We start from the raw sequence: 22,890 nt of genomic DNA, 5'->3' as shown, positions 1-22,890 counted from the left end.
AACTACTCTCCTGTCAGCACGGCACCAATCTGGTGGCGTGCCTGAAAGATCAACGCATTGTCACTGATGGCTTCAGCCAGAGGACGCAGTGGCGAATCAGTCAAGCCTTGATCCAGGAATGACGAGAACGCCGTTGCCTGATAGCTGAGGCCTTCGTGGGCAGGAACTCCGGTCTCATCACGCCAGGTGGCAACGGGAGTGGGGTTGAACTCAGAAGCAAACAGGCTCAGCCCGCTGGGCGTGAAGAAGGGCTCGTGAATGTTGAGGCGCCCTACAGAACCAGAGATAGAGGCTGCGGTTGGGGTGAAGGCAGCCATCGTGACGGTGACGACAGCTTGTGCTCCATTGGCGTAGCTCAAGACAGAGGTGGTGGTTTCATCAACACCGGTTGAGGTGAGCGAACCCGATGTCTGGATGCTCGAGGCATTTCCGAGGACAAATGAGCTGAACGCAAAGTTATAAATACCGAGGTCGAGAAGACCGCCACCTGCTTCAGGATCCATCAAGCGGGGAACGTGACGGAGGTCTTGACCAAAGTCAGAGAGCACGAAGGAGATGTCTCCCAAGATGCCGTCGGCAAAGATCTGACGCATCACATCTGACTGGGGGATGTAACGAGTCCACATGGCTTCCATGGCGAGAACGCCAGCTGCCTTGGCAGCATCTGCAATCACCTTGGCATCGGTGGGGTTGGTGGCAAGGGGCTTCTCCACCAGCACGTGCTTGCCAGCGGCAATTGCGAGCAGGGCGTGAGCCTTGTGGAACTGATGAGTCGTTGCCACATACACAACGTCCACCTCAGGGTGGTTGACCAAAGCGTCATAGGAGGTCAGTGCATGGGGGATGCCGCGAGGAGTGGCGAAGGCTTCTGCTTTGCCAGGTGTTTGCGATGCCACGGCAACGATGCGCTGGGTGGTGTGCTTGTGAACAGAATCCGCAAAGGTTTCTGCAATGCCACCAGGGCCGATGATTCCCCAGCGCAGCGGGGTAACCGAAGCGGGGTCAATCAGGCGGGGCGCAGGGAGAGAAGAAGGAAGCATCATTGGTCCTTGAAGTCGGGGGTGTAGCTCATGCTAGGCGAACAACGTGGGGTTGTGTAGGCACAACTAGAATTGAGGCATGTCTAAGGTTCTTTCTTCTTTGCCCGTTGGCGAGCGCGTCGGTATTGCTTTCTCTGGAGGTCTCGACACCTCTGTTGCTGTTGCCTGGATGCGTGAAAAGGGCGCCATTCCCTGCACCTACACCGCCAACCTCGGTCAGGCAGATGAGCCAGACATCGACAGCGTTCCCGGTCGTGCACTCGAATATGGTGCAGAGATTGCTCGCCTGATCGATTGCCGCGGACCTCTCGTGGAAGAGGGCCTGGTTGCACTGCAGTGTGGTGCATTCCACATTCGCACCGCGGGCAAGACCTACTTCAACACCACTCCTTTGGGCCGTGCCGTCACCGGCACCATGCTGGTTCGTGCGATGCACGAAGACGGCGTCGACATCTGGGGTGACGGGTCGACCTATAAGGGCAACGACATCGAGCGTTTCTATCGCTATGGCCTGATGGCAAACCCTGCCCTGCGTATTTACAAGCCATGGCTCGACGCTGACTTCGTCAACGAACTCGGTGGTCGTCACGAGATGAGCGAATGGCTGCTTGCGCGCGACCTCCCTTACCGCGCTTCCAAAGAGAAGGCCTATTCAACTGACGCCAACATCTGGGGTGCTTCGCACGAAGCTAAATTGCTCGAGCACCTCGACCAGGGCCTTGATCTGGTGGAACCCATCATGGGTGTTGCTGCCTGGCGCGACGATGTCGAGGTCAAGACCGAAGAGGTCACCATTGCTTTTGAAGCAGGTCGTCCCGTCTCGATCAACGGGAAGCGTTACGACGACCCCGTCGCACTCGTGATGGAAGCCAACGCTATTGGTGGTCGCCACGGTCTGGGTATTTCTGACCAGGTGGAGAACCGCATCATCGAAGCCAAGAGCCGCGGCATCTATGAAGCTCCTGGAATGGCCTTGCTTCACATCGTCTACGAACGCTTGCTCAACGCCATCCACAACGAAGACACACTGGCTAACTACGCCGCTGAGGGTCGTCGCTTGGGTCGCTTGATGTATGAAGGTCGCTGGTTCGACCCTCAGGCACTCATGCTGCGTGAATCCATTGTTCGCTGGGTTGGCTCTGCCGTCACCGGTGAAGTGACCCTGCGCCTGCGCCGAGGTGACGACTACACAATCCTCAACACCGCAGGTCCTGCCTTGAGCTACCACCCCGACAAGCTCTCGATGGAACGCGTCGAAGACGCGGCCTTCGGTCCTGAAGACCGTATTGGTCAGCTGACCATGCGCAACCTCGACATCGCTGACTCACGTGAGCGTCTTGAGCAATACGCTGCTCAGGGCATTGTTGAAGGTGGCGCTGCTGTTCTGATGGGTGACCTCAAGGCTGCTGCGCTCGAAAAGAAGAAGTAGAAACGGAAGTAAATCGTCGTTCGTTTGGGTATAAACGACTGATTCCGTATCTCAATATTTCTTTTGTGTAACTTATCCGGTCTGAAGAACCTGATCGGTAGCGATTTTCGTCGTTTCAAGTAACGTAGTCACTACCTCATGCGACCTGTATGGGGACTCGTATTTGGAGGACACATTGGGAATTTTTTCTCGTAAGGTAGCCATCAGCAGCGCAGCAGCGCTGGGTGTTGTTGCCCTTTTGGCCGGTTGCGCAAGCGCACCCGCAGACGAAGCAGCCGACGGCGGCAGCCTCGCACTGCCTTGTATGGTTTCTGACTCCGGTGGATTCGACGACAAGTCGTTCAACCAGTCAGGTTTTGAGGGTCTGACCTCAGCTTCTGACGAACTGGGTGTAACCCCCATCACCGTCGAGTCAGCTGCAGAGACTGACTTCGCTCCCAACATCCAGAGCCTCGTTGACCAGGGTTGCACCTTGATCACCACCGTTGGCTTCCTCCTTGCAGACGCAACCAAGTCTGCTGCTGAAGCAAACCCTGAGATCAACTTCGCCATTGTTGACGATGGCAGCATCACCGCTGACAACGTCAAGCCCATTCTGTTCGACACTGCTCAGGCAGCATTCCTTGCTGGTTACACCGCAGCTAGCTACAGCACCACTGGTGTTGTAGGAACCTTCGGTGGTATGCAGATTCCACCCGTCACCATCTTCATGGATGGTTTCGCTGATGGTGTTGCTTACTACAACGAGCAGAACTCGGCTTCCGTCAAGGTTGTCGGTTGGGACGTTGCAGCACAGACCGGTTCTTTCACCGGTGGATTCGCAGCAGGTGTTGAGGCTAAGACCGCAGCACAGGGTCTTATCGACCAGAACGCTGACGTTATCTTCCCCGTTGGTGGTCCTATCTTCCTGAGCGCAGCTGAGGCAATCAAGGACTCCGGCAAGAACATTCCTCTCATCGGTGTTGACTCTGACGCATACGTCACTGCACCTGATATCAAGAGCATGTTCCTGACCTCTGTTCTCAAGCAGGTCGGTGTTGGTGTTGCTGACGTCACCATCGCAGCTGCTGACGGCAAGTTCAGCAGCGCACCATTCGTTGGCACCCTTGCCAACGGCGGCGTTGGCCTGGCACCATTCCACGACTACGCATCGAAGGTAAACCCTGACCTGCAGAGCCAGCTGGATGCCATCACCAAGGGAATCAACGACGGTTCGATCAAGGTAACTTCTCCTTCATCACCTAAGTAATTCACCACAGGTTTGGGGAGGCCCGCTTCGGCGGTGCCTCCCCAAACTGTTTCACCCACTCTTTCCCACAGTGGTCATTTAGAATCAAAGACCACCCTTTAGTCCTTCACGAAGTTGTGAGATCAATGAAGCTCGAACTGCGCAACATCACCAAGCGTTTTGGCCAACTGACTGCGAACGACCACATCAGCCTTGTTGCCAAGCCAGGCAAGATTCACGCCCTCGTGGGTGAAAACGGTGCAGGTAAGTCGACCCTCATGAACGTCCTCTTCGGTTTGTATCAAGCAGATGAGGGTGAGATTCTTCTGGACGATGTTGTCCAACAATTCTCCGGACCTGGCGACGCAATGGCGGCCGGTATCGGAATGGTTCACCAGCACTTCATGCTGATCCCCGTATTTACCGTTGCCGAGAATGTGATGCTTGGCCACGAACAGACCACTCGCGGTGGGCGCTTAGATATTGAAGCTGCCCGCCAACTCGTCCTTGACGTCAGCTCTCGCTTCGGTTTTGATATTGACCCTGACGCTCTTGTGGGAGATCTTCCCGTGGGTGTTCAGCAGCGTGTGGAAATCATCAAAGCACTTGCTCGTGATGCGCAAGTCCTTATCTTCGACGAACCAACCGCTGTTCTGACTCCGCAAGAAACCGATGAGCTCATGGTCATCATGAAACAGTTGCGTGATTCAGGAACCGCCATCATTTTCATCACTCACAAACTTCGTGAGGTCCGTGAAGTTGCAGATGAGATTACTGTCATTCGTTTGGGCAAAGTAGTGGGTGAGGCGTCCCCAACAGCCACCAACACCGAGCTTGCCGAAATGATGGTGGGCCGTGCAGTTCAGCTCAAGGTTGACAAGGGTCCAGCCAAACTCGGTGCGGATGCACTTGTCGTTGAGTCGTTGACTGTTCTTGATCCCACAGGCATGGCAGTCGTCAACGACGTCAGCTTTACTATCCGTGCGGGTGAGATTGTCTGTATCGCTGGCGTTCAAGGAAACGGCCAAACAGAACTCACTGAAGCAATCATGGGCTTGGCACACCACGTCTCGGGATCTATTTCTCTCGACGGTGAATCGCTCGTGGGCAAGTCCGTTCGCCACATCCTTGACGCAGGCGTTGGCTTCGTTCCAGAAGACAGAACTGAAGACGGACTTGTTGGAAGTTTCACCATCGCAGAGAACCTCATGCTTGACCGTTCACACGGGGCACCGTTTGTTCGAGCAGGGGCACTGCAGCTGAAGACGCTGACAGAATTTGCGACTGAAACCTCGAAAGAGTTCGATGTTCGTTCTCAAGGCATCACCTCGAAGGCATCACAGCTTTCTGGTGGTAACCAGCAGAAGATTGTGTTGGCCCGTGAGCTCAGCCGTGACTTGAAGTTGTTTGTTGCGGCTCAGCCCACTCGCGGTATTGACGTGGGATCGATTGAGTTTGTTCACAAGCGCATTGTTCAGACCCGCGACAGCGGCATCCCGGTTTTGGTTGTCTCAAGTGAACTCGATGAAGTTGTTGCACTGGCAGACCGTATTGCTGTGATGTATCGGGGACGCATTGTGGGGATCGTGCCCGCTGACACTCCCCGTGCTGTTCTTGGTTTGATGATGGCTGGCGAAGTACCTGCAGGAGTAGCAGCATGAGCAAGAAGACCCCTGACGCACTAGATACTGCCACCACAGAGATTGCTCCACCTTCTCGCTGGAACATTGCCCTCAAAGAAATGCTCGGCGGCAGCGTCGTCATCTCGATTCTTTCTGTGCTCAGTGCGCTCGTGGTTGGAGCAATCTTGATTGCCGTGACGGACCCCGGCGTTCACAAGGCCGTGGGGTACTTCGCAGCCCGCCCCACCTCAACATTCCAAGCAATCTGGGATTCCATCTTTGGTGCGTATTCTTCGTTGTTCCAAGGCTCGGTGTATAACTTCCGTCGCCCTGAATTCGCCACCGGCATCAAGCCTCTGACGGAGACCCTCACCTTTGCTACGCCATTGATCGTGGCCGGTCTCGGTGTTGCTCTGGCATTCCGGGTTGGTCTGTTCAACATCGGTGGCCGTGGCCAGATGCTCATTGCTGCCGCCTGTGCCGGATATGTCGGCTTCACCTGGCAGCTTCCTCCTGTGATTCACCTCATCGTTGCTGTCCTTGCCGGCATCATTGGTGGAGCTCTCTGGGCCGGAATCGTCGGTGTGCTCAAGGCGCGTACAGGTGCGCACGAGGTCATCGTGACCATCATGCTCAACTACATTGCCTTCTATCTGGTCTCTTGGATGCTGCGCACCCAAGGATTCCTTCAGGCTCCAGGTTCCAATAACCCCAAGACGGCACCAATTTTGGAAACAGCAGTGATGCCAAAATTGTTGGGCCCAAGTTATAACCTCAACACAGGCTTCCTGCTGGTCATTGCTCTCACCATTTTTGTTGCCTGGCTTCTTTCTCGATCCAGCCTGGGCTTCCAGTTCCGCGCTGTCGGTGAGAACCCGAATGCAGCACGTTTTGCGGGTATTCGTGTGGACCGCATGTATATCTACGCGATGCTTTTCTCGGGCGGCCTCATTGCTGTTGCCGGCGTTATTCAAGTACTCGGTGTTGTGCCTGCTGGCTTCAGCTCCGGTATTGACGCGGGTATCGGCTTCGATGCCATTACCGTTGCGTTGCTGGGTCGAGCCAAGCCTTGGGGCGTGTTCTTTGCCGGAATTCTTTTCGGAGCATTCAAAGCTGGTGGTTTTGCCATGCAAGCCGCTGAAGGAATCCCCATTGACATCGTGCTTGTTGTGCAGTCGCTGATCGTGCTCTTCATTGCGGCACCACCGCTTATTCGCGCGCTGTTTAGGCTTCCCGTTCCTGCCGGGGAACCCAAGCCTGTCTCCTTACGACGCCCTCGAGTAAAGGCGGTGACACGATGAGCCAGACAACGACTCCCGTCACCTCCACCGTGGTACTCAAGAGCTGGAAGGCTCCCATTGCCTTCGGTATCTTCACCGTTGTTTCTTTTGTGATTTTCATTCTGTTGAACACGGGAGCAAGTACCAACTTCCGACTCTCAACTGAATCTGACTTCATTCAGCTCCCAGCCATTGACCTTCCTGCACTGGGAACCGGAATCTTTGTCACGGCCCTGTTATTTGCAATGACGGTTCTCAGCTTCTTCTTCTCCAATAAAGGAAAGTCATCCCCGATCTGGATGATCAGTGCTTTCGGCTTCTTCTTCATGGTGGGCTTCCTCACCTGGGCAGGTGCTGATGGCTCCATCCTGATTCCTGGTCTCTTGCTGGGCACTGTCGGCCTGAGTATTCCTCTGATCTTTGGTGCGCTGGGTGGCATCATCTCTGAGCGCGTCGGTGTGATCAACATCGCCATCGAAGGCCAGCTTTTAGCTGGAGCCTTCGTGTCGGCGATGGTTGCCACCTTGACCGGATCGCCCTACCTGGGTCTCGTCTCTGCGATGGTTGCCGGCATGCTGGTGTCCTTCGTCCTCGCCACTTTCTCGGTCAAGTACTTGGTGGACCAAGTCATTGTGGGTGTGGTTCTCAACGTTCTTGTCCTGGGCCTCACCAGCTTCTTGTATTCCCAGGTGCTGAGCAAAAACACTGCGGTATTGAACTCCCCACCTCGCTTTGATCGCATCGACATTCCCGTCTTGAGCCAGATCCCGATCATTGGTCCTGTGCTGTTTAGACAGACCCTGATTGTGTATTTGATGTACATCATCGTGGCCGTTGTCGCCTATGCCCTGTTCAAGACCAAGTGGGGTCTGCGCTTGCGTTCAGTGGGTGAGCACCCCATGGCTGCCGACACTGTCGGTATCAACGTGGCAGCAACCAGGTTCTGGAACGTTGCGCTCGCAGGCGCTATCGCCGGTATTGGTGGTGCCTACTTCACCCTCGGCTCTGTGGGTGCCTTCCAGAAAGAGATGACGGCAGGTGCCGGCTTTATCGCCCTCGCCGCCGTCATCTTTGGTCGCTGGGATCCCATCCGAGCAACCTTGGCCGCCTTACTCTTCGGCTTTGCCAGCAACCTACAGAACGTTCTGTCCATTATTGGCTCGCCCGTTCCTAGCGAGTTCATGCTGATGTTGCCCTACGTGGTCACCATCTTCGCCGTTGCCGGTTTTGTGGGACGCGTTCGCGGCCCTGCAGCTGCGGGCAAGCCGTATACCAAGAGCTAGGAACACAGATGAGTTCACACAACACAGCCATTGACTGGGCTGCGCTGCGCAGTGCTGCCACAGCCGCCATGGGCAATGCCTATGTTCCCTACTCCACCTTCCCGGTGGGAGCAGCGGCACTTGTTGATGACGGCCGCATCATCTCTGGTTGCAATGTGGAGAACGCTTCTTACGGCCTCACCCTGTGTGCTGAGTGCAGCCTGGTTTCCCAGCTGCATGCCACCGGAGGTGGCAAGCTCGTCGCCTTCACGTGTGTTGATGGCAACGGGGAGATCCTGATGCCCTGTGGTCGTTGCCGTCAGCTCCTGTTCGAACACTCGACCGAAGGCATGGTCCTAGAAACCGTGTCCGGTTTCAAGACCATCGATGAGGTCTTGCCCGATGCTTTCGGTCCTCGCCAGCTCGATGCCTACAACGCACAATCCAAGGACAAGTCATGAGTACCCCCACAATCGAGCCCTTCGATGCCGTTCAACTCATCTCAATCAAACGAGACAAAGGTGAACTCAGCACAGAGCAAATCCAGTGGATGATTGATGCCTATACCCGAGGCTTCATCGCTCAAGAACAGATGTCTGCAATGACCATGGCTATCTTTCTCAACGGGATGAACCGTCGAGAAATCAAAGACATGACCATGGCTATGATTGCCTCGGGTGAGCGCATGGACTTCTCAGCGCTGAACCGTCCCACAGCAGATAAGCACTCCACTGGTGGCGTGGGAGACAAGATCACCCTGCCACTGATGCCGCTTGTTGCCTCTTTTGGTGTGGCAGTGCCACAGCTCTCTGGCCGTGGCCTCGGTCACACCGGTGGCACCTTAGACAAACTGGAATCCATTCCTGGCTGGCGTGCTCACCTCTCTAACGAAGAGATGTTCAACCAGCTAGCGGAGCTCAACGGTGTGATCTGTGCTGCTGGTTCTGGCCTGGCTCCTGCCGACGGCAAGCTCTATGCCCTGCGTGACATCACCGCAACCGTCGAAGCAATTCCTTTGATTGCTTCGAGCATCATGAGCAAGAAGATTGCTGAAGGAACAGACAGCCTCGTGCTCGATGTGAAGTTCGGTTCTGGCGCATTCCTCAAAGACATAGAACGATCTCGTGAACTTGCCCGCACCATGGTTGCCCTCGGCACAGATGCCGGCGTGAACACCACAGCATTGCTGACCGATATGAATATTCCTCTCGGTCTCACCATTGGTAACGCCAATGAAGTTCGTGAATCTGTTGAGGTATTGGCAGGTGGTGGTCCCGCTGACGTCATCGAGCTGACCGTGGCCCTGGCCACAGAAATGCTCAACATGGCTGGCATGCATGATGTGGACGTCGCGGAGAATCTCCGCAACGGCAAAGCGATGGATTCGTGGCGAGCCACGATTGCTGCTCAGGGTGGAGACCCTGATGCAGCACTGCCCACCGCTTCTGAATCACACGTGGTTCGTGCTGAAAGTGATGGCATGCTGGTTCACCAAGAAGCACTTCCGTTCGGCATTGCTGCCTGGCGTTTGGGTGCCGGCCGTGCTCGTGCAGAAGATGCGGTGATCCACGCAGCAGGTATTGATCTCCACGCCAAGCCTGGCGACATGGTTCGCAAGGGCGACCCCTTGTTTACCCTCTATGCCAACGACGCCGCACGCTTTGAGCGTGCGTTGGAAGCAGTTGAAGGCGCCTATGTCATTGGTGATGCCAGCTCTTTCGTGCCCCGCACCTCACTCATTGCTGAGCGCATCACAGCTGAATAGAACTTAGAGCCCGAGAAGCTCTTTCATCCCGAGAGCGAGGGCAGTGAGCCTCTGTGCTGCGTCATTTCTGCGTTGGGCTAATTCACCCTCGCGAGAAACCACGTCGATATAGACCTTGAGCTTTGGTTCGGTTCCGCTGGGGCGAACCATAATGCGGGAACCGTCTTCCAGCCAGAATCTCAGCACATCACTGGGTGGGAAATCGGAGTTTCCTTCGAGAAGGTCATCGACGGTTGCTACTGCAATCCCACCAATACTCACTGGATGCGAAGAACGCAGACTCGTCATCAGGCGAGGAATCTCTGACAGGTCAGAAACTCGGAGTGAAATCTGGTCACTCGCAAAGTGACCAAAGGTCATGCTGAACTCATCGAGGTGGTCACTCAAGGTTGACCCGTGTGATTTCAGTTCGCTCACAATGCTCAAGAGAGCAACGGCAGCAGAGATGCCGTCTTTGTCTCGAATAGTGCCGGGGTTGACCAGATAGCCCAGGGCTTCTTCGTAGCCGAAGGCCAAGTTCTCAACACGGGAAACCCACTTGAAACCGGTGAGGGTCCATCTAAAGTCCAGGCCGTAGTGTTCAGCAACTGCTGAGAGTGCGGGGCTGGAGACAATGGAGCAGGCCAGGGTTCCTAGCTTGTTCGTGATGGAAAGCTCACGGGCTGTTCGCCATCCCAGCAGAGCGCCGAGTTCATTACCGGTGAGGCGTCGATAGCCTTCGACTGCTGTTTCGTCAGGGATGGCCACAGCCAAACGATCCGCATCCGGGTCGTTAGCCACGATGAGCTCAGCATTGGTCTTTCGAGCTAATGCATAGGCCAGGTCCAGTGCGCCGGGTTCCTCCGGGTTAGGGAACTCCACTGTGGGGAAGGTGGCATCTGGAATGTTTTGTTCAGCAACTACTTCAGGTGCTGCAAAACCAGCACGGGAGATTACTGCGGCAAAGGTTTCATAGCCCACGCCGTGCATGGCGGTGTAGACAAAGTGGGGCTGTGCTGATGGCGCAGAAGTCTCTGTAACCAGAGCGGTCTGGGAGATGTAGTTCTCAATGACTGACTCAGCAATGGTGCTGAAGGGTCCACGAGCAAGCTCGCCCACGTTCAACTGGGCAGCAACGATGTCTATCTGCTCGGCAATATGAGCATCGGCGGGGGAGACAATCTGTGAACCCTGGTCATCTCCGCCGAGGTAGACCTTGTAGCCATTGTCTGCAGCAGGGTTGTGGCTAGCGGTAACCATGACGCCAGCGCTGGCATTCAGTTCACGAACGCTAAAGGCGAGAACAGGGGTGGGAAGCATGCGGGGCATCAACAATGCCTCAACTCCCAAACCCGACATAATCTCTGCTGTGTCGCGAGCAAATACTTCAGAGTTCTTTCGGCCATCAAAACCGATGACCACACTGGGAGTCTTTCCTTCGCGTGCATTCGCAAGCAGATAGCGGGCCAAGCCGGCTGCTGCTTGAATCACCACAACCCGGTTCATTCGGTTCGGACCTGCAGCAATGGCACCACGAAGACCAGCAGTTCCAAAGCTCAAGCGAGTAGAAAAGCGATCAGTGATCTCAGCATGTGCATGTTCGTCGCCAGCTTGAGCAGCATCCAGAAGCGCTCGCAGTTCCGCCACTGTTTCGGGATCAGGGTCTTGCTCCAGCCAAGCCAGAACCTCGGAGTGATACTCGTGCACCGTTGTCATGGTGGGACTTTCTAGAGCTTGTCCACGATGCGGGCGAGTAGCTCGCTGATGCGACCTTCTGCAGCTGCGCCCGCTTCGAGGACCTCTTTGTGAGAAAGAGGGTTCTCTGAAATTCCGGCAGCAAGGTTCGTAATGAGGGAGAGTCCCAGAACTTCCATTCCTGCCTGGCGGGCAGCAATCGCCTCTAACGCCGTGGACATTCCCACGATGTGGCCGCCGAGAACCTTGGCCATCTGCACTTCGGCAGGAGTTTCATAGTGTGGTCCACGGAACTGGACGTAGACACCGTCATCGAGGCTGCTGTCCACCGTGCGAGCAAGCTCGCGCAGTCTGGATGAATACAGGTCAGTGAGGTCAATGAAGGTCGCGCCCTCAAGTGGAGAATCCGCGGTCAAGTTAATATGGTCGCTGATGAGTACGGGGGTTCCTGGCTTCCAGGTGGGCTTGATGCCACCGGCACCGTTTGTCAGCACCATGGTGGTGGCACCACACGCAGCTGCCGTGCGCACGCTGTGGGCCACGCGGCGCACGCCGTGGCCTTCGTAGTAGTGCGTGCGAGCACCAATAACCAATGCACGCTTTCCGCTAGGAAGCAAGATGCTGCGTAAGGTTCCGGAGTGGCCCACGACGGCGGAAGCACTGAAACCAGTAATCTCGGCAGCGTCAATGGTGGCTGTGGTTTCGCCCATCAAATCTGCTGCTTTGCCCCAGCCAGAACCCAAGGTCAGACCAATATCGTGCTTGGCTACGCCTGTTTTATCTGCAATCTGAGCTGCTGCTTCGCGGGCTATCTCGAACGGGTCCACGACAGGGTTGGAGAGGGGGTTGAGAAGTTCGTCTGGGTTGTTCAGCGTTGAATCCATTGACTCATCCTAGCCACCAGATATGAGTAAACATCCGGCTCGAACTGGGGTTTCTCCCAGTAGTGTGGAGAGATGCGTTCTATCCCAGCAGTGTCAGATCTCACCGCAGAATCACTTGCGGACTTTCTTCGAGCTCTGCCCGGTGTTGACGCTGTTGGCCTCGAAGCCCGAGCAGCCGATTTGGGCACTCGCAGCATCAAGACGTCATCTAAAGCGTGGGCAATCGACACCATTATCAAGCTGATTGACCTCACCACGCTTGAGGGTGCTGATACTCCAGGCAAGGTGCGCACTTTGGTGGCCAAAGCACTCGTTCCCGATGCGGGGGACCTTTCCACACCCACAGTTGCCGCAGTCTGTGTCTATGGGGATATGGTTGCCACCGCTGTTGAGGCACTCGGTGACATGCATGGCGACCCCGACCAGGGCAAAGTTTCTGTTGCTGCCGTTGCAACCGCATTCCCCAGCGGACGCTCGTCTCTGGCCATCAAGATCGCTGACACCCAAGAAGCAGTTGCTGCTGGTGCAGATGAGATCGACATGGTCATTGACCGCGGAGCTTTCTTATCAGGGGACTGGTGGACCGTCTTCCAGCAGATTGTGGCGGTGAAAGAGGCCTGCCGTCGTGCCGACGGAACTCACGCTCACCTCAAAGTCATCCTGGAGACCGGTGAACTGGTCACCTATGACAACGTGCGCAAAGCTTCCTGGCTCGCCATGCTTGCTGGGGGAGACTTCATCAAGACTTCAACGGGCAAGGTTGCACCTGCCGCCACCTTGCCGGTTACCTTGCTCATGCTGGAAGCTGTGCGTGACTGGTATGCCGCAACAGGTCAACGTATTGGCGTGAAGCCTGCCGGTGGAATCAAGACCACGAAGGACGCCATCAAGTATCTCGTCGTGGTTGCAGAGACCGTCGGGGAAGAGTGGCTCGTGCCACACCTGTTCCGCTTCGGCGCCTCAAGCCTGCTCAACGATGTTCTCCTCCAACGCCAAAAACTTGCCTCGGGTCACTACTCGAGTGCCGATTACGTCACTCTCGATTAGGAATCACATGTCATTCATGGACTACGCACCAGCGCCAGAATCCACCGGGATTCTGAACCTCAATGAGCACTACGGCCTCTTTATCAACGGAAAGTTCGTTGCGGGCAGAGGCGAGAACTTCACCAGCATCTCTCCAGCTACTGAGGCACCCATTGCAACCTTCAGCACCACCACCGAGGCAGATGTTGACGTGGCTGTCCGTGCAGCACGTTCTGCCTATGACTCAGTCTGGTCAAAGATGTCCGGTGCTGATCGTGGAAAGTACCTTTTCCGCATTGCACGCCTGATCCAGGAGCGCTCACGTGAGCTTGCGGTTGCGGAAACACTCGACAACGGAAAGCCCATCAAGGAAACCCGCGACGTGGACATTCCTCTGGTCGCTGCCTGGTTCTTCTACTATGCAGGTTGGGCAGACAAGCTCGACTTCGCTGGCTTGGGAGCAAACCCCAAGTCCCTCGGTGTTGCAGCACAGGTCATCCCCTGGAACTTCCCCCTGCTCATGTTGGCTTGGAAGATTGCTCCCGCGCTCGCCGCAGGAAACACGGTGGTTCTGAAACCTGCTGAGACCACTCCATTGACCGCCATGCTGTTTGCAGAAATCTGCCAGCAGGCAGATCTTCCAGCAGGTGTGGTCAACATCATCACCGGTGCTGGAGAAACAGGTAAGTCTCTTGTCAACCACACCGACATCAACAAGATTGCCTTCACCGGTTCAACCGCTGTGGGACGCGAGATTGCTCGCGCCGTTGCGGGAACAAACACCAAGCTCACTCTTGAGCTCGGTGGCAAGGGCGCCAACATCGTCTTCGACGATGCCGCCCTGGACCAGGCAGTTGAAGGAATTGTCAGCGGCATCTTCTTCAACCAGGGCCACGTCTGCTGTGCCGGTAGTCGTTTGCTCGTTCAAGAGAACATTCACGACGAAGTGATGGACCGTCTCAAGACACGTCTGTCCACTCTGCGCCTGGGTGACCCTCTAGATAAGAACACCGACATCGGTGCCATCAACTCTCGCGAACAGCTGGATCGCATCACCGCGCTCGCCGCCCAAGGCGAAAGCGAAGGCGGAGAGCGCTGGAGTCCTGTGTGTGACATCCCAGCCAAGGGTTTCTGGTTCGCACCTACAGTCTTTACTGGTGTTTCCCCCAGTAACACCATTGCTCGCGAGGAAATCTTTGGACCCGTGTTGTCGGTGATGACCTTCCGCACCCCAGCCGAAGCAATCACTAAGGCCAACAACACTCCTTATGGACTCTCTGCAGGTATCTGGAGCGAAAAGGGCAGCCGCGTCTTGGCTGTTGCTGACAAGCTCCGCGCCGGCGTGATCTGGGCCAACACGTTCAACAAGTTCGACCCAGCAAGCCCCTTCGGTGGGTACAAAGAATCTGGCTACGGCCGCGAAGGCGGCCTTTCCGGATTGGCTGCTTATCTGGAAGGTGGTGCAGCATGAGCCGTCTCGCTGTCCCCAAGACCTACAAGCTCTTCATTGGCGGAAAGTTCCCCCGCAGTGAATCAGGTCGTGTGTACGAAGTGAACTCTGTCGCCGGAGAATTCGTTGCCAACGCTGCACAAGGCTCACGCAAAGACATGCGTGACGCGGTTGTTGCCGCTCGCACCGCGCAGCCAGGCTGGAGCGGTGCTACCGCGTATAACCGCGGTCAGGTTCTCTACCGCATCGCGGAAGTGCTCGAAGGCCGCAAAGCACAGTTCGTTGAAGAGATCATGCTGGTTGAAGGCTCCTCCGCAAAGGAAGCAGCCGCTCAGGTCGATGCCGCCATCGACACCTGGATTTGGTATGCCGGCTGGGCAGATAAATACACCCAGGTTGCCGGACAGGCCAACCCTGTCTCTGGTCCCTACTTCAACCTGTCTGTTCCAGAACCCACCGGTGTTGTAGGAGCAATTGCGCCACAATCCTCGGGTTCATTGCTTGGACTTGTTGCCACCATTGCCCCCATCCTGGTTTCTGGAAACACTGTTGTGGTCGTTCCCCGAGAGGATGCGCCATTGACAGCCATCAGCTTCGCTGAAGTGATGGCCACCAGTGATGTTCCCGGCGGTGTGGTGAATGTGATCACCGGAAGTCCAGCAGAGTTGGCTCCGTGGATGGCCTCTCACGCAGATATCAATGCTCTCGATCTTGCAGGCGCTGGAAACCTTGATTGGGCGTCGCTTCAGATTGCCGCAGCAGAAACCCTCATGCGCACACTCGCGCCGGTTGAGGGAATCCCCGCGTCGTCCCTCAACAGGATCACAGCCTTCACAGAAGTGAAGTCCGTCTGGCACACCAAGAGCCTGATTTAGAGGCTGTTTAGACCGTTCCATACAGGCGGTCACCGGCGTCACCAAGACCGGGCACGATATATCCATGCTCGTTGAGACGCTCATCCAGTGCACCTAAAACCAAGGTGACATTCTTGCCTTCGGTTGCTGCTTCAACAGCTGCAACTCCCTCAGGCGCGCCAAGAAGACAGACACAGGTTACGTCTGTTGCCCCGCGCTTGAACAGGAATTCAATAGCGGCAATCAGCGAACCACCGGTTGCCAGCATGGGGTCGAGCACGAAGCACTGACGACCGGTGAGGTCATCAGGCAGGCGTTCGGCATAGGTGCTGGGCTGCAGGGTTTCTTCATCACGAACCATGCCGAGGAAGCCAACTTCAGCAGAAGGAACCAAGGTGACCATGCCATCAAGCATGCCGAGGCCCGCACGAAGAATGGGCACGACCAAAGGTCGTGGCTGGCTCAGCATCACGCCCTGCGTGGTGGTGACGGGAGTCTCAATGGTGACTTCTTCCACGCGCACATCACGGGTGGCCTCATAGGCCAGCAGAGTTACCAACTCAGTGGCGAGAGAACGGAACACCGAAGAAGGGGTGGTTTTGTCTCGCAACACAGTGAGCTTGTGGGTGATGAGGGGATGGTTAGCCACATGTAAACGCATGGCTTCAATCTAGCTGAAGACGAATAACCGTTCACCAGAAAACAACACCGCCTCTGAGTAATCTGCAGAGTTCTACCGCCGCTATTCTTGAGGCAGGGGGAAATACTCATTTACCCGCACTACTGGAGGTAAATCATGGCCATTGTTCTTTCAATTCTCGATCTGCTGTTAGCAATCGTTTTCGTCTTTGCCGGTTCGACTAAGGCATTCCAGCCCGTTGAGAAGCTCGAGCCCAAGATGGCCTGGGTCAAGGACTACACCCCTCGCGCCGTCAAGCTCATTGGTTGGGCCGAACTCCTCGGTGGTGTTGGCCTGATTCTTCCTGGCCTCGTTGGCCTGGGTATTCTGCAGCTCACTGCGGCAATCTGCTTGGCAGTGCTCATGGTGGGTGCAGCTGTGTGGCACTTCCGTCACAACGACGCTAAGGGCGCAATCCCCAGCATCGTGCTCGCAGTGCTTCTCGTGCTGCTCGCGAGCTACATGGTTTTCTAGCCCAGAGATATTTCAGAAAGGCTTCTGCTTCGGCAGGAGCTTTTCTGAGTTAACCCTCACGCAATCGTCAAGTCTTCGGTGAGCACCAAAGAATTAGCGGCTAGTGTCAATCACGTTGAGACGTCGCCCACGGACTTCACTGGGCTCTATCTCCATCCAGACGTAGTCACTATCGGGAGCAAATTCGACGATGGGAAGTTGGTCCAGCACTTTGGCTGCCTCATCACTGGTCAAGGTCCGTGCCATGCCTAAAGCGACTGTGCTGGAGAAATGTCGCAATATCTGTATGTCAGCTTCGAAGGCGACAACTCTTCCGTCAGTTTCTTTACGCAGGCGTGATTCAGCACCGGTTCTGAAGTAAATCTTCCAGTTGTGCACGAGGTATGACACCGGATAGATATCTGGCGAACCCTCACGAGCGCTGGCGATCCGGCCAATCTGGTTGGCCTGAATAATCGCCCACGACTCTTCGTCGTCGAGGTGATCAATGGGATATTCGCTCATGGTGATGCTGTCTTTACTGGAGGGAAGGTTGGCTTGAGTTTATAGCGCAGACCTGAAGATTCCTCGTGAAATGCTGGCATCGCGTAGCCTGAAACCATGAGTGATTTAAACGAAGTAGGCGACCGCGACAACTGGATCTGCTGGTTGTGTGACACCCCTGTTGATCCCGATGCCTCCGTGAACTCTGACCGCGGTCCCAGCGTTGATAGCTTCTCGGTTGCGAAGTCCAAGAAGAACGTCATCACGGTGGAGCGTTTAGCTCACCGTGATTGCAACACCATGAAGGGCAAGAAGCCTCCTGTAGTGGCTTGGTCTCCTGAACTTCTAGTCGTTGATCCTTCCCCTATCGTCGCCACGGTGGACCGTTTGGAACGCAAGGGTGGCCGTGAAGTTATTGCTCGTTGCCCTAGCCAAGAAGATGCTGATCAGGCATCTGAGTGGTTGCTTGATCGCCTTTCTCGTTACGCGCCTGATCTCAAGGTCTCTACTCAGATCACCTCAGGTGGCGGGCAATACATGCTCTTTCTCCAAGCGGACTAGTACTGAGTCTCTTCGAGATTTTCACTGGCTGAGTACTCAGCAAAATAGTTCTTCCGGGCAGAGGCGGTATCTGTCTGTAATTCAGTGTTCACCCTGAGAGAAGCCTGATAAGAATCTGTATTTCGAGCTTTCTTCTTTGGTAGTTTGTGACTACGCGAGTGATGCCAGCTGACGCTGGAAAAACATTACGTCAAAGGAGAAATTGTGGACACCGCAGGAAAATGCCCCGTAATGCACGGAGCACAGACAACCACCGGCAAGTCGAACATGGACTGGTGGCCTAACGCCCTCAACTTGGACATCTTGTCTCAGCAGGACACCAAGACCAACCCTCTGGGTGCAGGCTTTGACTACCGCGCACAGGTGAAGCAGCTTGACGTTGCCGCCTTGAAGAAGGACCTCACCAACCTCATGACGGACAGCCAGTCCTGGTGGCCCGCTGACTGGGGCCACTACGGCGGTCTGATGATCCGTATGGCATGGCACTCCGCAGGTTCTTACCGCACCGCTGACGGTCGTGGTGGCGGAGGAACCGGTAACCAGCGCTTCGCACCTCTGAACTCCTGGCCTGACAACGTGAACCTGGACAAGGCACGTCGTCTGCTCTGGCCCATCAAGCGTAAGTATGGCAACAAGCTCAGCTGGGCTGACCTGTTTATCCTCGCTGGAAACGTGGCCTACGAATCCATGGGTTTGAAGACCTTCGGTTTCGGCTTTGGCCGTGAAGACATCTGGCACCCTGAGCTCGACACCTACTGGGGCTCAGAGAAGGAATGGCTTGCGCCTTCTGATTCTCGTTACGGCAACCTCGAAGACCCCTCCACCATGGAAAACCCTCTGGCTGCTGTTCAGATGGGTCTGATCTATGTGAACCCTGAGGGTGTCAACGGTAAGCCTGACCCCCTCAAGACTGCTCAGCAGGTTCGTGAAACTTTCGCTCGCATGGCGATGAACGACGAAGAAACCGTTGCACTGACCGCGGGTGGCCACACCGTCGGAAAGACGCATGGTAACGGTGATGCTGCAAACCTCGGCCCTTCACCAGAAGGTGCTGACGTCACTGAGCAGGGCATGGGTTGGATGAACCACACCACCCGTGGAATTGGTCGCGACACCGTCAGCTCCGGTATTGAAGGTGCATGGACCACACACCCCACAAAGTGGGACAACGGTTACTTCTACCTGCTGTTCACCTACGACTGGGAGCTCAAGAAGTCGCCAGCGGGTGCACAGCAGTGGGAGCCCATCAACATCAAGGAAGAAGACAAGCCTGTCGATGTTGAGGATCCCTCGATCCGATACAACCCCATCATGACCGATGCTGACATGGCCATGATCAAGGATCCTGCCTACCGCGTCATCTCTGAGCGCTTCTACAACGACCCCGCATACTTCTCTGAAGTATTCGCTCGTGCCTGGTTCAAGCTCACTCACCGTGACATGGGTCCCAAGGTTCGTTACATTGGCCCAGAAGTTCCAGCCGAAGACCTCATCTGGCAGGACCCTGTTCCTGCAGGAAACACCAGCTATGACGTTGATGCTGTGAAAGCAAAGATCGCTGCAGCAGGCCTGTCTATCTCGGACATGGTCTCCACTGCATGGGATTCTGCACGCACCTACCGTGGTTCTGACATGCGTGGTGGTGCCAACGGTGCACGCATCCGCCTGGAGCCTCAGAAGAACTGGGAAGGTAACGAGCCAGAACGTTTGGCACGTGTTCTCTCTGTTCTCGAGCCCATCGCAGCCGAAACCGGCGCCAGCGTTGCTGACGTCATCGTTCTTGCTGGAAACCTCGGAGTTGAGCAAGCCGCCAAGGCAGCCGGCCACAACATCACGGTTCCTTTCGCAGCTGGTCGCGGTGACGCAACCCAGGACATGACGGATGCTGAATCCTTCGAGCCCCTCGAGCCCATCCACGATGGTTACCGTAACTGGCTCAAGAAGGACTACACCGTTAGTGCAGAAGAGCTCATGCTTGACCGCACACAGCTCATGGGCCTCACCGCTCCTGAGATGACTGTGCTGGTCGGTGGCATGCGTGCCCTCGGCACCAACCATGGTGGTTCCAAGGTCGGTGTTCTCACCGAGCGTGAAGGCCAGCTGACGAATGACTTCTTCGTCAACCTGACTGACATGAACTACGCCTGGGAGCCTGCCGGTAGCAACCTTTACAACGTGCGTGACCGCAACAACGGTCAGGTGAAGTTCACCGCATCACGAGTTGACCTCGTGTTCGGTTCGAACTCCATCCTTCGTGCCTACTCTGAGCTTTATGCTCAGGACGACTCGAAAGAGAAGTTCGTCAGCGACTTCGTCGCTGCCTGGACCAAGGTCATGAACGCAGATCGTTTCGACCTGACTGCATAGTCAACAGAACAAGAAGAAGGGCACTGGAGGAATCCAGTGCCCTTCTCTGTTGCTGGGGGAGCGAGATTGCTAACGTGTTGCCATGAGCGGATACGAAGTCAACAACATTGGTTCCCCAGATAGCTGGCGTGAGTTCTATGGTGGCTTTGTGCCACAGACATCCCGGCAAGGTCGTCGCGTCGTCGATCACGAAATGACAAACCAGTTCATCGGTATGACAGCCAACGCCTATGAACCTGGCGAACAAGCAGGGTATTGGCATACCCACTCGGAGATCGAAGAACTCTATGTCTTCCTGGAGGGCACAGGTCAGATGGGTCTGGACGGAGACATCGTGGACGTGGGACCTGGATCGGTTGTTCGCGTTGGCCAAGGGGTCTGGCGAACCTGGCGAGCAATGCCCGAGAGTGATGGCCAGCTTCGCTGGCTCTGCATTCGCGCAGGAGCAAGCGAACTCACCAACTACCCCCATGATGCAACAAGGGATGAAGAGCGCGCTGCGCCCTGGTAAAGCTCTTTAGTACTCGCCCTTGACCACGAAGTAGCTGCCACGAATAGTGCCTGCAAGCTTGGACTTCATTCGAGCGAACTTGAACTTGCCCAGCTCTTCAGGGATCTCCATGCCATCTGAGAGCTTGAAGCCCACGGCACGTTTCTTGTTGTCGTTGACGGTGTAGAGAACGTTGATGGCAAGGCCGCTTTCATAGAACACGTATGTCCATCGAGTGAGACCCTCAGCAGCTTCGATCATCATCTCTGTGACCTCAAGTGGCTTCGAAGAAACCACGATGTCGCGCTCAAGCAGGACCTTGGCCACATAGTCCACGAGCTCTGGTGCTTCGCTGGCGGGAGTGGTTTCAAAGACGAGGTCGTACTTGTTCTTGAAGTAGCGTGCTTCGTTGGCTCGGAGGCCAGCTAGTGCGTCAGCCCACGGGGAGGACTCAAGTCCAGCGGAGGAGACGGTGACGAAGTCGACGGGTGTACTCATCTAAGTACCCTCTCACGGTTTGAACTGCTCTGCATCTGAACTAGATCGAGGGAGAAAATACTGTGGTGCCAAGAGCAGCTGCTTTTCGTGTCAGTGAAGAGTCAGCAGTAGCAAGTGAAGCAGCATGCTTGAGCGCCGTGTGAAGGACAATCACATCGGGCATCTTGAGCCCCGTTTCTGACCGGAGCCTGGCGATATCTTCCGCATCCTCTGAGGCAATGTCATCGATGATGAAACCCAAAGAATCGATACCCTTCCTGAATTCCTTCAAGCGATCAGCGCGAATAGGCGCAACGAGTATCTCTGCATAGGTGAGAGTGGAGATCATCAGCTCTTCAGCAGCAGTGTCTCTCAAGAATGTGATTGCCCACTCGTGGTGCAGGTCAGAACTATCGAAAGCTGCGATGAGAACGTTGGCGTCGAGGACAATCACTCAGGCCACTCTTCGCGCAGATGCTCCCGCCAGTTAGCTGGCCAGATTCCTGTCATGGATCCAGCAACGGCATGAATTGCGGCATGACGCTTCTCTGTCTTCTTGTCTGCAAGAGATTCCACAACCCCTACCCCTTGGTCGATGATGTGGCGGAGCAGTTCAGCACGCTTGTTTTTGTCGGCAGGCCAGAGCGCAGCGGCAGCGTCAAGGGCACGAGTAAGTTCCTCGGTCTCGGTAATCATGTGACGCTGGCGTGCTGTGGGCATAGCGTAAGTGTAACACTTAAGGCAGAGTGTTGCACCTAGATATTTGCTACATCACGTGGTCAGGGTTCATCCAGAACACGTCCCACAAGTGACCGTCCAGGTCTTCGAAGCCCCAGCTGAACATGAAGCCCATGTCTTCGGGTTCATTCAATCGGCGGGCACCCATCGCGAAAGCTTTCTCGGTGAGAGTCTTCACTTCTTCAGTTGAATCTAAAGACAAAGCAAGGATTGCTTCGGTGGTGTCCTTGGAAGCAATTTTCTTCTGAATAAAGCTTTCAAACTTGGCGTGCTCGAGCAGCATGACAAAGATGTTCTCGTTGATGATCATGCAGGTGGACTGCTCATCGGTGAACTGAGGATTGAAGGTGAACCCCAGTTCAGTAAAGAACTCAACCGACTTCTTGAGGTTGGCAATTGGAAGGTTCACAAACAGGGAATTAACCATTTACTTAGACTAGTTTTGCGAAGATGTTCCAGGTAGTTAAGTATTCTCAACTCGCAGAGTACATTCGCGCTACTAGCTTTTGAGCTCAAGGGGAGTCGATGGTCAACTACGAAGTAGTCAATGTTGGAGCACTCGAACAGTGGCGTGACCACACTGGCGGGTGGAGTGATCACAACACTCGGGAAGGTCGCCGTGTGGTTGATCACGAGTTCGATAACCAATACATCGGCCTCACTGTCAATGCCCTCATTCCAGGCCAAGAAGATGCCTATTGGCATGACCATGCAGAGGTTGAGGAGGTTTACATCTTCCTCACCGGTCGTGGCCAGATGGCGCTCGACGAAGACGTCGTTGAAGTGGGTCCAGGAACTGTGGTCAAGGTTGGACAGAATGTTATGCGCACATATCGCTGCCTGTCAGAGAGCCCAGATCAGCTCAGATTTATCTGTGTTCGTGCCGGGGGCAGCGAACTCGGCGTCAAGCCCAGTGACGCAACCGTGGATTGGGATCGACCAAAGCCTTGGTAACTCAGACAAACAAAAATGACCGCCACGATGGGCGGTCATTTTCTTTGGCGGAAGATGGGGTGTCTGGTTCCAACACATAGTGGACACCTGTCCCCAGACATAGTGGACACCCCCGACCAACCCGCCCTGATGTTCCACGACATAGTGGACACG

The 22,890-nt window shown here is 55.4% G+C and carries 24 protein-coding genes; 15 read left to right on the top strand and 9 right to left on the bottom strand.

The window, feature by feature from the left end; translation table 11 throughout:
• Positions 1–2: 2 nt before the first annotated feature.
• Positions 3–1,043: a Gfo/Idh/MocA family protein gene (locus M2118_RS02600; RefSeq protein WP_280794414.1), complete on the bottom strand. Its 1,041-nt coding sequence runs from the start codon at positions 1,041–1,043 to the stop codon at positions 3–5.
• Between the two features lie 76 nt (positions 1,044–1,119).
• Here M2118_RS02600 and argG point away from each other — a divergent pair, with 76 nt between their 5' ends.
• The 7 genes from argG to M2118_RS02565 all read left to right on the top strand — a co-directional run bounded on the left by argG (position 1,120) and on the right by M2118_RS02565 (position 9,626).
• Complete coding sequence (gene argG / locus M2118_RS02595) at positions 1,120–2,469, top strand: argininosuccinate synthase (RefSeq protein WP_110234586.1); 1,350 nt, start codon at positions 1,120–1,122, stop codon at positions 2,467–2,469.
• 175 nt (positions 2,470–2,644) lie between these two features.
• Positions 2,645–3,718 carry a BMP family lipoprotein gene (locus M2118_RS02590; protein WP_280794413.1) on the top strand — a complete coding sequence of 358 codons (1,074 nt, stop codon included), beginning with the start codon at positions 2,645–2,647 and terminating at the stop codon, positions 3,716–3,718.
• Positions 3,719–3,843: 125 nt separating this feature from the next.
• Complete coding sequence (locus M2118_RS02585) at positions 3,844–5,358, top strand: ABC transporter ATP-binding protein (protein WP_280794412.1); 1,515 nt, start codon at positions 3,844–3,846, stop codon at positions 5,356–5,358.
• The gene (locus tag M2118_RS02580) at positions 5,355–6,620 is read left to right on the top strand and encodes an ABC transporter permease (protein WP_280794411.1); all 1,266 of its coding nucleotides are present in this window, start codon (positions 5,355–5,357) and stop codon (positions 6,618–6,620) included. Before M2118_RS02585 ends, M2118_RS02580 begins: the two co-directional genes overlap by 4 nt.
• Complete coding sequence (locus M2118_RS02575; RefSeq protein ID WP_280794410.1) at positions 6,617–7,882, top strand: ABC transporter permease; 1,266 nt, start codon at positions 6,617–6,619, stop codon at positions 7,880–7,882. Before M2118_RS02580 ends, M2118_RS02575 begins: the two co-directional genes overlap by 4 nt.
• Before the next feature lie 8 nt (positions 7,883–7,890).
• The gene (locus M2118_RS02570) at positions 7,891–8,322 is read left to right on the top strand and encodes a cytidine deaminase (RefSeq protein ID WP_280794409.1); all 432 of its coding nucleotides are present in this window, start codon (positions 7,891–7,893) and stop codon (positions 8,320–8,322) included.
• On the top strand, positions 8,319–9,626 hold the full coding sequence (locus tag M2118_RS02565; protein WP_280794408.1) for a thymidine phosphorylase: 1,308 nt from the start codon (positions 8,319–8,321) through the stop codon (positions 9,624–9,626). The genes M2118_RS02570 and M2118_RS02565 overlap by 4 nt, the downstream gene beginning before the upstream one ends.
• Positions 9,627–9,629: 3 nt before the next feature.
• Here the strand turns inward: M2118_RS02565 and M2118_RS02560 are convergent, their stop codons facing one another.
• Positions 9,630–11,321 carry a phospho-sugar mutase gene (locus M2118_RS02560; protein ID WP_280794407.1) on the bottom strand — a complete coding sequence of 564 codons (1,692 nt, stop codon included), beginning with the start codon at positions 11,319–11,321 and terminating at the stop codon, positions 9,630–9,632.
• 11 nt (positions 11,322–11,332) lie between these two features.
• Positions 11,333–12,184 (bottom strand): purine-nucleoside phosphorylase, encoded by an 852-nt coding sequence (locus M2118_RS02555; RefSeq protein ID WP_280794406.1) that lies wholly within the window; start codon positions 12,182–12,184, stop codon positions 11,333–11,335.
• A 72-nt stretch (positions 12,185–12,256) separates the two neighbouring features.
• Here M2118_RS02555 and deoC point away from each other — a divergent pair, with 72 nt between their 5' ends.
• The 3 genes from deoC to M2118_RS02540 are packed head-to-tail and all read left to right on the top strand — an operon-like array spanning position 12,257 to position 15,535.
• Complete coding sequence (deoC, locus tag M2118_RS02550; RefSeq protein WP_280794405.1) at positions 12,257–13,231, top strand: deoxyribose-phosphate aldolase; 975 nt, start codon at positions 12,257–12,259, stop codon at positions 13,229–13,231.
• A 7-nt stretch (positions 13,232–13,238) separates the two neighbouring features.
• On the top strand, positions 13,239–14,681 hold the full coding sequence (locus tag M2118_RS02545; RefSeq protein WP_280794404.1) for an aldehyde dehydrogenase family protein: 1,443 nt from the start codon (positions 13,239–13,241) through the stop codon (positions 14,679–14,681).
• Positions 14,678–15,535 carry an aldehyde dehydrogenase family protein gene (locus M2118_RS02540; RefSeq protein ID WP_280794403.1) on the top strand — a complete coding sequence of 286 codons (858 nt, stop codon included), beginning with the start codon at positions 14,678–14,680 and terminating at the stop codon, positions 15,533–15,535. Before M2118_RS02545 ends, M2118_RS02540 begins: the two co-directional genes overlap by 4 nt.
• A 7-nt stretch (positions 15,536–15,542) precedes the next feature.
• Here the strand turns inward: M2118_RS02540 and upp are convergent, their stop codons facing one another.
• Positions 15,543–16,175, bottom strand: coding sequence for a uracil phosphoribosyltransferase (upp, locus tag M2118_RS02535; RefSeq protein ID WP_280794402.1), 633 nt, complete (start codon positions 16,173–16,175; stop codon positions 15,543–15,545).
• A gap of 135 nt (positions 16,176–16,310) precedes the next feature.
• Between upp and M2118_RS02530 the strand changes: the two genes are divergently transcribed.
• Entirely contained in the window at positions 16,311–16,667 is a 357-nt protein-coding gene (locus M2118_RS02530; protein ID WP_280794401.1) for a DoxX family protein, read from the top strand.
• Between the two features lie 93 nt (positions 16,668–16,760).
• Here the strand turns inward: M2118_RS02530 and M2118_RS02525 are convergent, their stop codons facing one another.
• On the bottom strand, positions 16,761–17,171 hold the full coding sequence (locus M2118_RS02525; RefSeq protein ID WP_280794400.1) for a pyridoxamine 5'-phosphate oxidase family protein: 411 nt from the start codon (positions 17,169–17,171) through the stop codon (positions 16,761–16,763).
• A 96-nt stretch (positions 17,172–17,267) separates the two neighbouring features.
• Here M2118_RS02525 and M2118_RS02520 point away from each other — a divergent pair, with 96 nt between their 5' ends.
• From M2118_RS02520 to M2118_RS02510, 3 genes are all read left to right on the top strand, one after another.
• Positions 17,268–17,711, top strand: coding sequence for a hypothetical protein (locus M2118_RS02520; RefSeq protein WP_280794399.1), 444 nt, complete (start codon positions 17,268–17,270; stop codon positions 17,709–17,711).
• A 204-nt stretch (positions 17,712–17,915) separates the two neighbouring features.
• Complete coding sequence (gene katG, locus M2118_RS02515; RefSeq protein ID WP_280794398.1) at positions 17,916–20,078, top strand: catalase/peroxidase HPI; 2,163 nt, start codon at positions 17,916–17,918, stop codon at positions 20,076–20,078.
• Positions 20,079–20,160: 82 nt separating this feature from the next.
• Entirely contained in the window at positions 20,161–20,589 is a 429-nt protein-coding gene (locus tag M2118_RS02510; RefSeq protein ID WP_280794397.1) for a cupin domain-containing protein, read from the top strand.
• 6 nt (positions 20,590–20,595) lie between these two features.
• On the opposite strand, the gene M2118_RS02505 is transcribed toward M2118_RS02510, so the two are convergent.
• Genes M2118_RS02505 through M2118_RS02490 form a run of 4 tightly spaced genes read right to left on the bottom strand, consistent with a single transcriptional unit; the run spans position 20,596 to position 22,210 of the window.
• Positions 20,596–21,066 carry a phage tail protein gene (locus tag M2118_RS02505; protein WP_280794396.1) on the bottom strand — a complete coding sequence of 157 codons (471 nt, stop codon included), beginning with the start codon at positions 21,064–21,066 and terminating at the stop codon, positions 20,596–20,598.
• 40 nt (positions 21,067–21,106) lie between these two features.
• Positions 21,107–21,499, bottom strand: coding sequence for a type II toxin-antitoxin system VapC family toxin (locus tag M2118_RS02500; RefSeq protein WP_280794395.1), 393 nt, complete (start codon positions 21,497–21,499; stop codon positions 21,107–21,109).
• Complete coding sequence (locus M2118_RS02495; protein WP_280794394.1) at positions 21,496–21,765, bottom strand: hypothetical protein; 270 nt, start codon at positions 21,763–21,765, stop codon at positions 21,496–21,498. Before M2118_RS02495 ends, M2118_RS02500 begins: the two co-directional genes overlap by 4 nt.
• Before the next feature lie 46 nt (positions 21,766–21,811).
• Positions 21,812–22,210 carry a VOC family protein gene (locus M2118_RS02490; RefSeq protein WP_280794393.1) on the bottom strand — a complete coding sequence of 133 codons (399 nt, stop codon included), beginning with the start codon at positions 22,208–22,210 and terminating at the stop codon, positions 21,812–21,814.
• Positions 22,211–22,308: 98 nt separating this feature from the next.
• On the opposite strand from M2118_RS02490, the gene M2118_RS02485 reads away from it, so the two are divergent.
• The gene (locus M2118_RS02485; RefSeq protein ID WP_280794392.1) at positions 22,309–22,737 is read left to right on the top strand and encodes a cupin domain-containing protein; all 429 of its coding nucleotides are present in this window, start codon (positions 22,309–22,311) and stop codon (positions 22,735–22,737) included.
• Positions 22,738–22,890 lie beyond the last annotated feature (153 nt).

Source organism: Aurantimicrobium minutum (assembly GCF_029892845.1).
Taxonomy (GTDB): domain Bacteria; phylum Actinomycetota; class Actinomycetes; order Actinomycetales; family Microbacteriaceae; genus Aurantimicrobium; species Aurantimicrobium minutum_B.
This window is presented reverse-complemented; position numbering and strand designations above follow the sequence as displayed.

Bases quoted from the DNA above. Each gene is read 5' to 3' on its own strand.
- M2118_RS02545 (WP_280794404.1), top strand. From the start codon at position 13,239: ATGTCATTCATGGACTACGCACCAGCGCCAGAATCCACCGGGATTCTG.
- M2118_RS02505 (WP_280794396.1), bottom strand. From the start codon at position 21,066: ATGAGTACACCCGTCGACTTCGTCACCGTCTCCTCCGCTGGACTTGAG.
- M2118_RS02600 (WP_280794414.1), bottom strand. From the start codon at position 1,043: ATGATGCTTCCTTCTTCTCTCCCTGCGCCCCGCCTGATTGACCCCGCT.
- M2118_RS02495 (WP_280794394.1), bottom strand. From the start codon at position 21,765: ATGCCCACAGCACGCCAGCGTCACATGATTACCGAGACCGAGGAACTT.
- M2118_RS02485 (WP_280794392.1), top strand. From the start codon at position 22,309: ATGGTCAACTACGAAGTAGTCAATGTTGGAGCACTCGAACAGTGGCGT.
- M2118_RS02525 (WP_280794400.1), bottom strand. From the start codon at position 17,171: ATGAGCGAATATCCCATTGATCACCTCGACGACGAAGAGTCGTGGGCG.
- M2118_RS02540 (WP_280794403.1), top strand. From the start codon at position 14,678: ATGAGCCGTCTCGCTGTCCCCAAGACCTACAAGCTCTTCATTGGCGGA.
- deoC (WP_280794405.1), top strand. From the start codon at position 12,257: ATGCGTTCTATCCCAGCAGTGTCAGATCTCACCGCAGAATCACTTGCG.
- M2118_RS02510 (WP_280794397.1), top strand. From the start codon at position 20,161: ATGAGCGGATACGAAGTCAACAACATTGGTTCCCCAGATAGCTGGCGT.
- M2118_RS02570 (WP_280794409.1), top strand. From the start codon at position 7,891: ATGAGTTCACACAACACAGCCATTGACTGGGCTGCGCTGCGCAGTGCT.
- M2118_RS02520 (WP_280794399.1), top strand. From the start codon at position 17,268: ATGAGTGATTTAAACGAAGTAGGCGACCGCGACAACTGGATCTGCTGG.
- argG (WP_110234586.1), top strand. From the start codon at position 1,120: ATGTCTAAGGTTCTTTCTTCTTTGCCCGTTGGCGAGCGCGTCGGTATT.
- M2118_RS02555 (WP_280794406.1), bottom strand. From the start codon at position 12,184: ATGGATTCAACGCTGAACAACCCAGACGAACTTCTCAACCCCCTCTCC.
- M2118_RS02560 (WP_280794407.1), bottom strand. From the start codon at position 11,321: ATGACAACGGTGCACGAGTATCACTCCGAGGTTCTGGCTTGGCTGGAG.
- M2118_RS02585 (WP_280794412.1), top strand. From the start codon at position 3,844: ATGAAGCTCGAACTGCGCAACATCACCAAGCGTTTTGGCCAACTGACT.
- M2118_RS02580 (WP_280794411.1), top strand. From the start codon at position 5,355: ATGAGCAAGAAGACCCCTGACGCACTAGATACTGCCACCACAGAGATT.
- M2118_RS02530 (WP_280794401.1), top strand. From the start codon at position 16,311: ATGGCCATTGTTCTTTCAATTCTCGATCTGCTGTTAGCAATCGTTTTC.
- M2118_RS02565 (WP_280794408.1), top strand. From the start codon at position 8,319: ATGAGTACCCCCACAATCGAGCCCTTCGATGCCGTTCAACTCATCTCA.
- M2118_RS02575 (WP_280794410.1), top strand. From the start codon at position 6,617: ATGAGCCAGACAACGACTCCCGTCACCTCCACCGTGGTACTCAAGAGC.
- upp (WP_280794402.1), bottom strand. From the start codon at position 16,175: ATGCGTTTACATGTGGCTAACCATCCCCTCATCACCCACAAGCTCACT.
- M2118_RS02490 (WP_280794393.1), bottom strand. From the start codon at position 22,210: ATGGTTAATTCCCTGTTTGTGAACCTTCCAATTGCCAACCTCAAGAAG.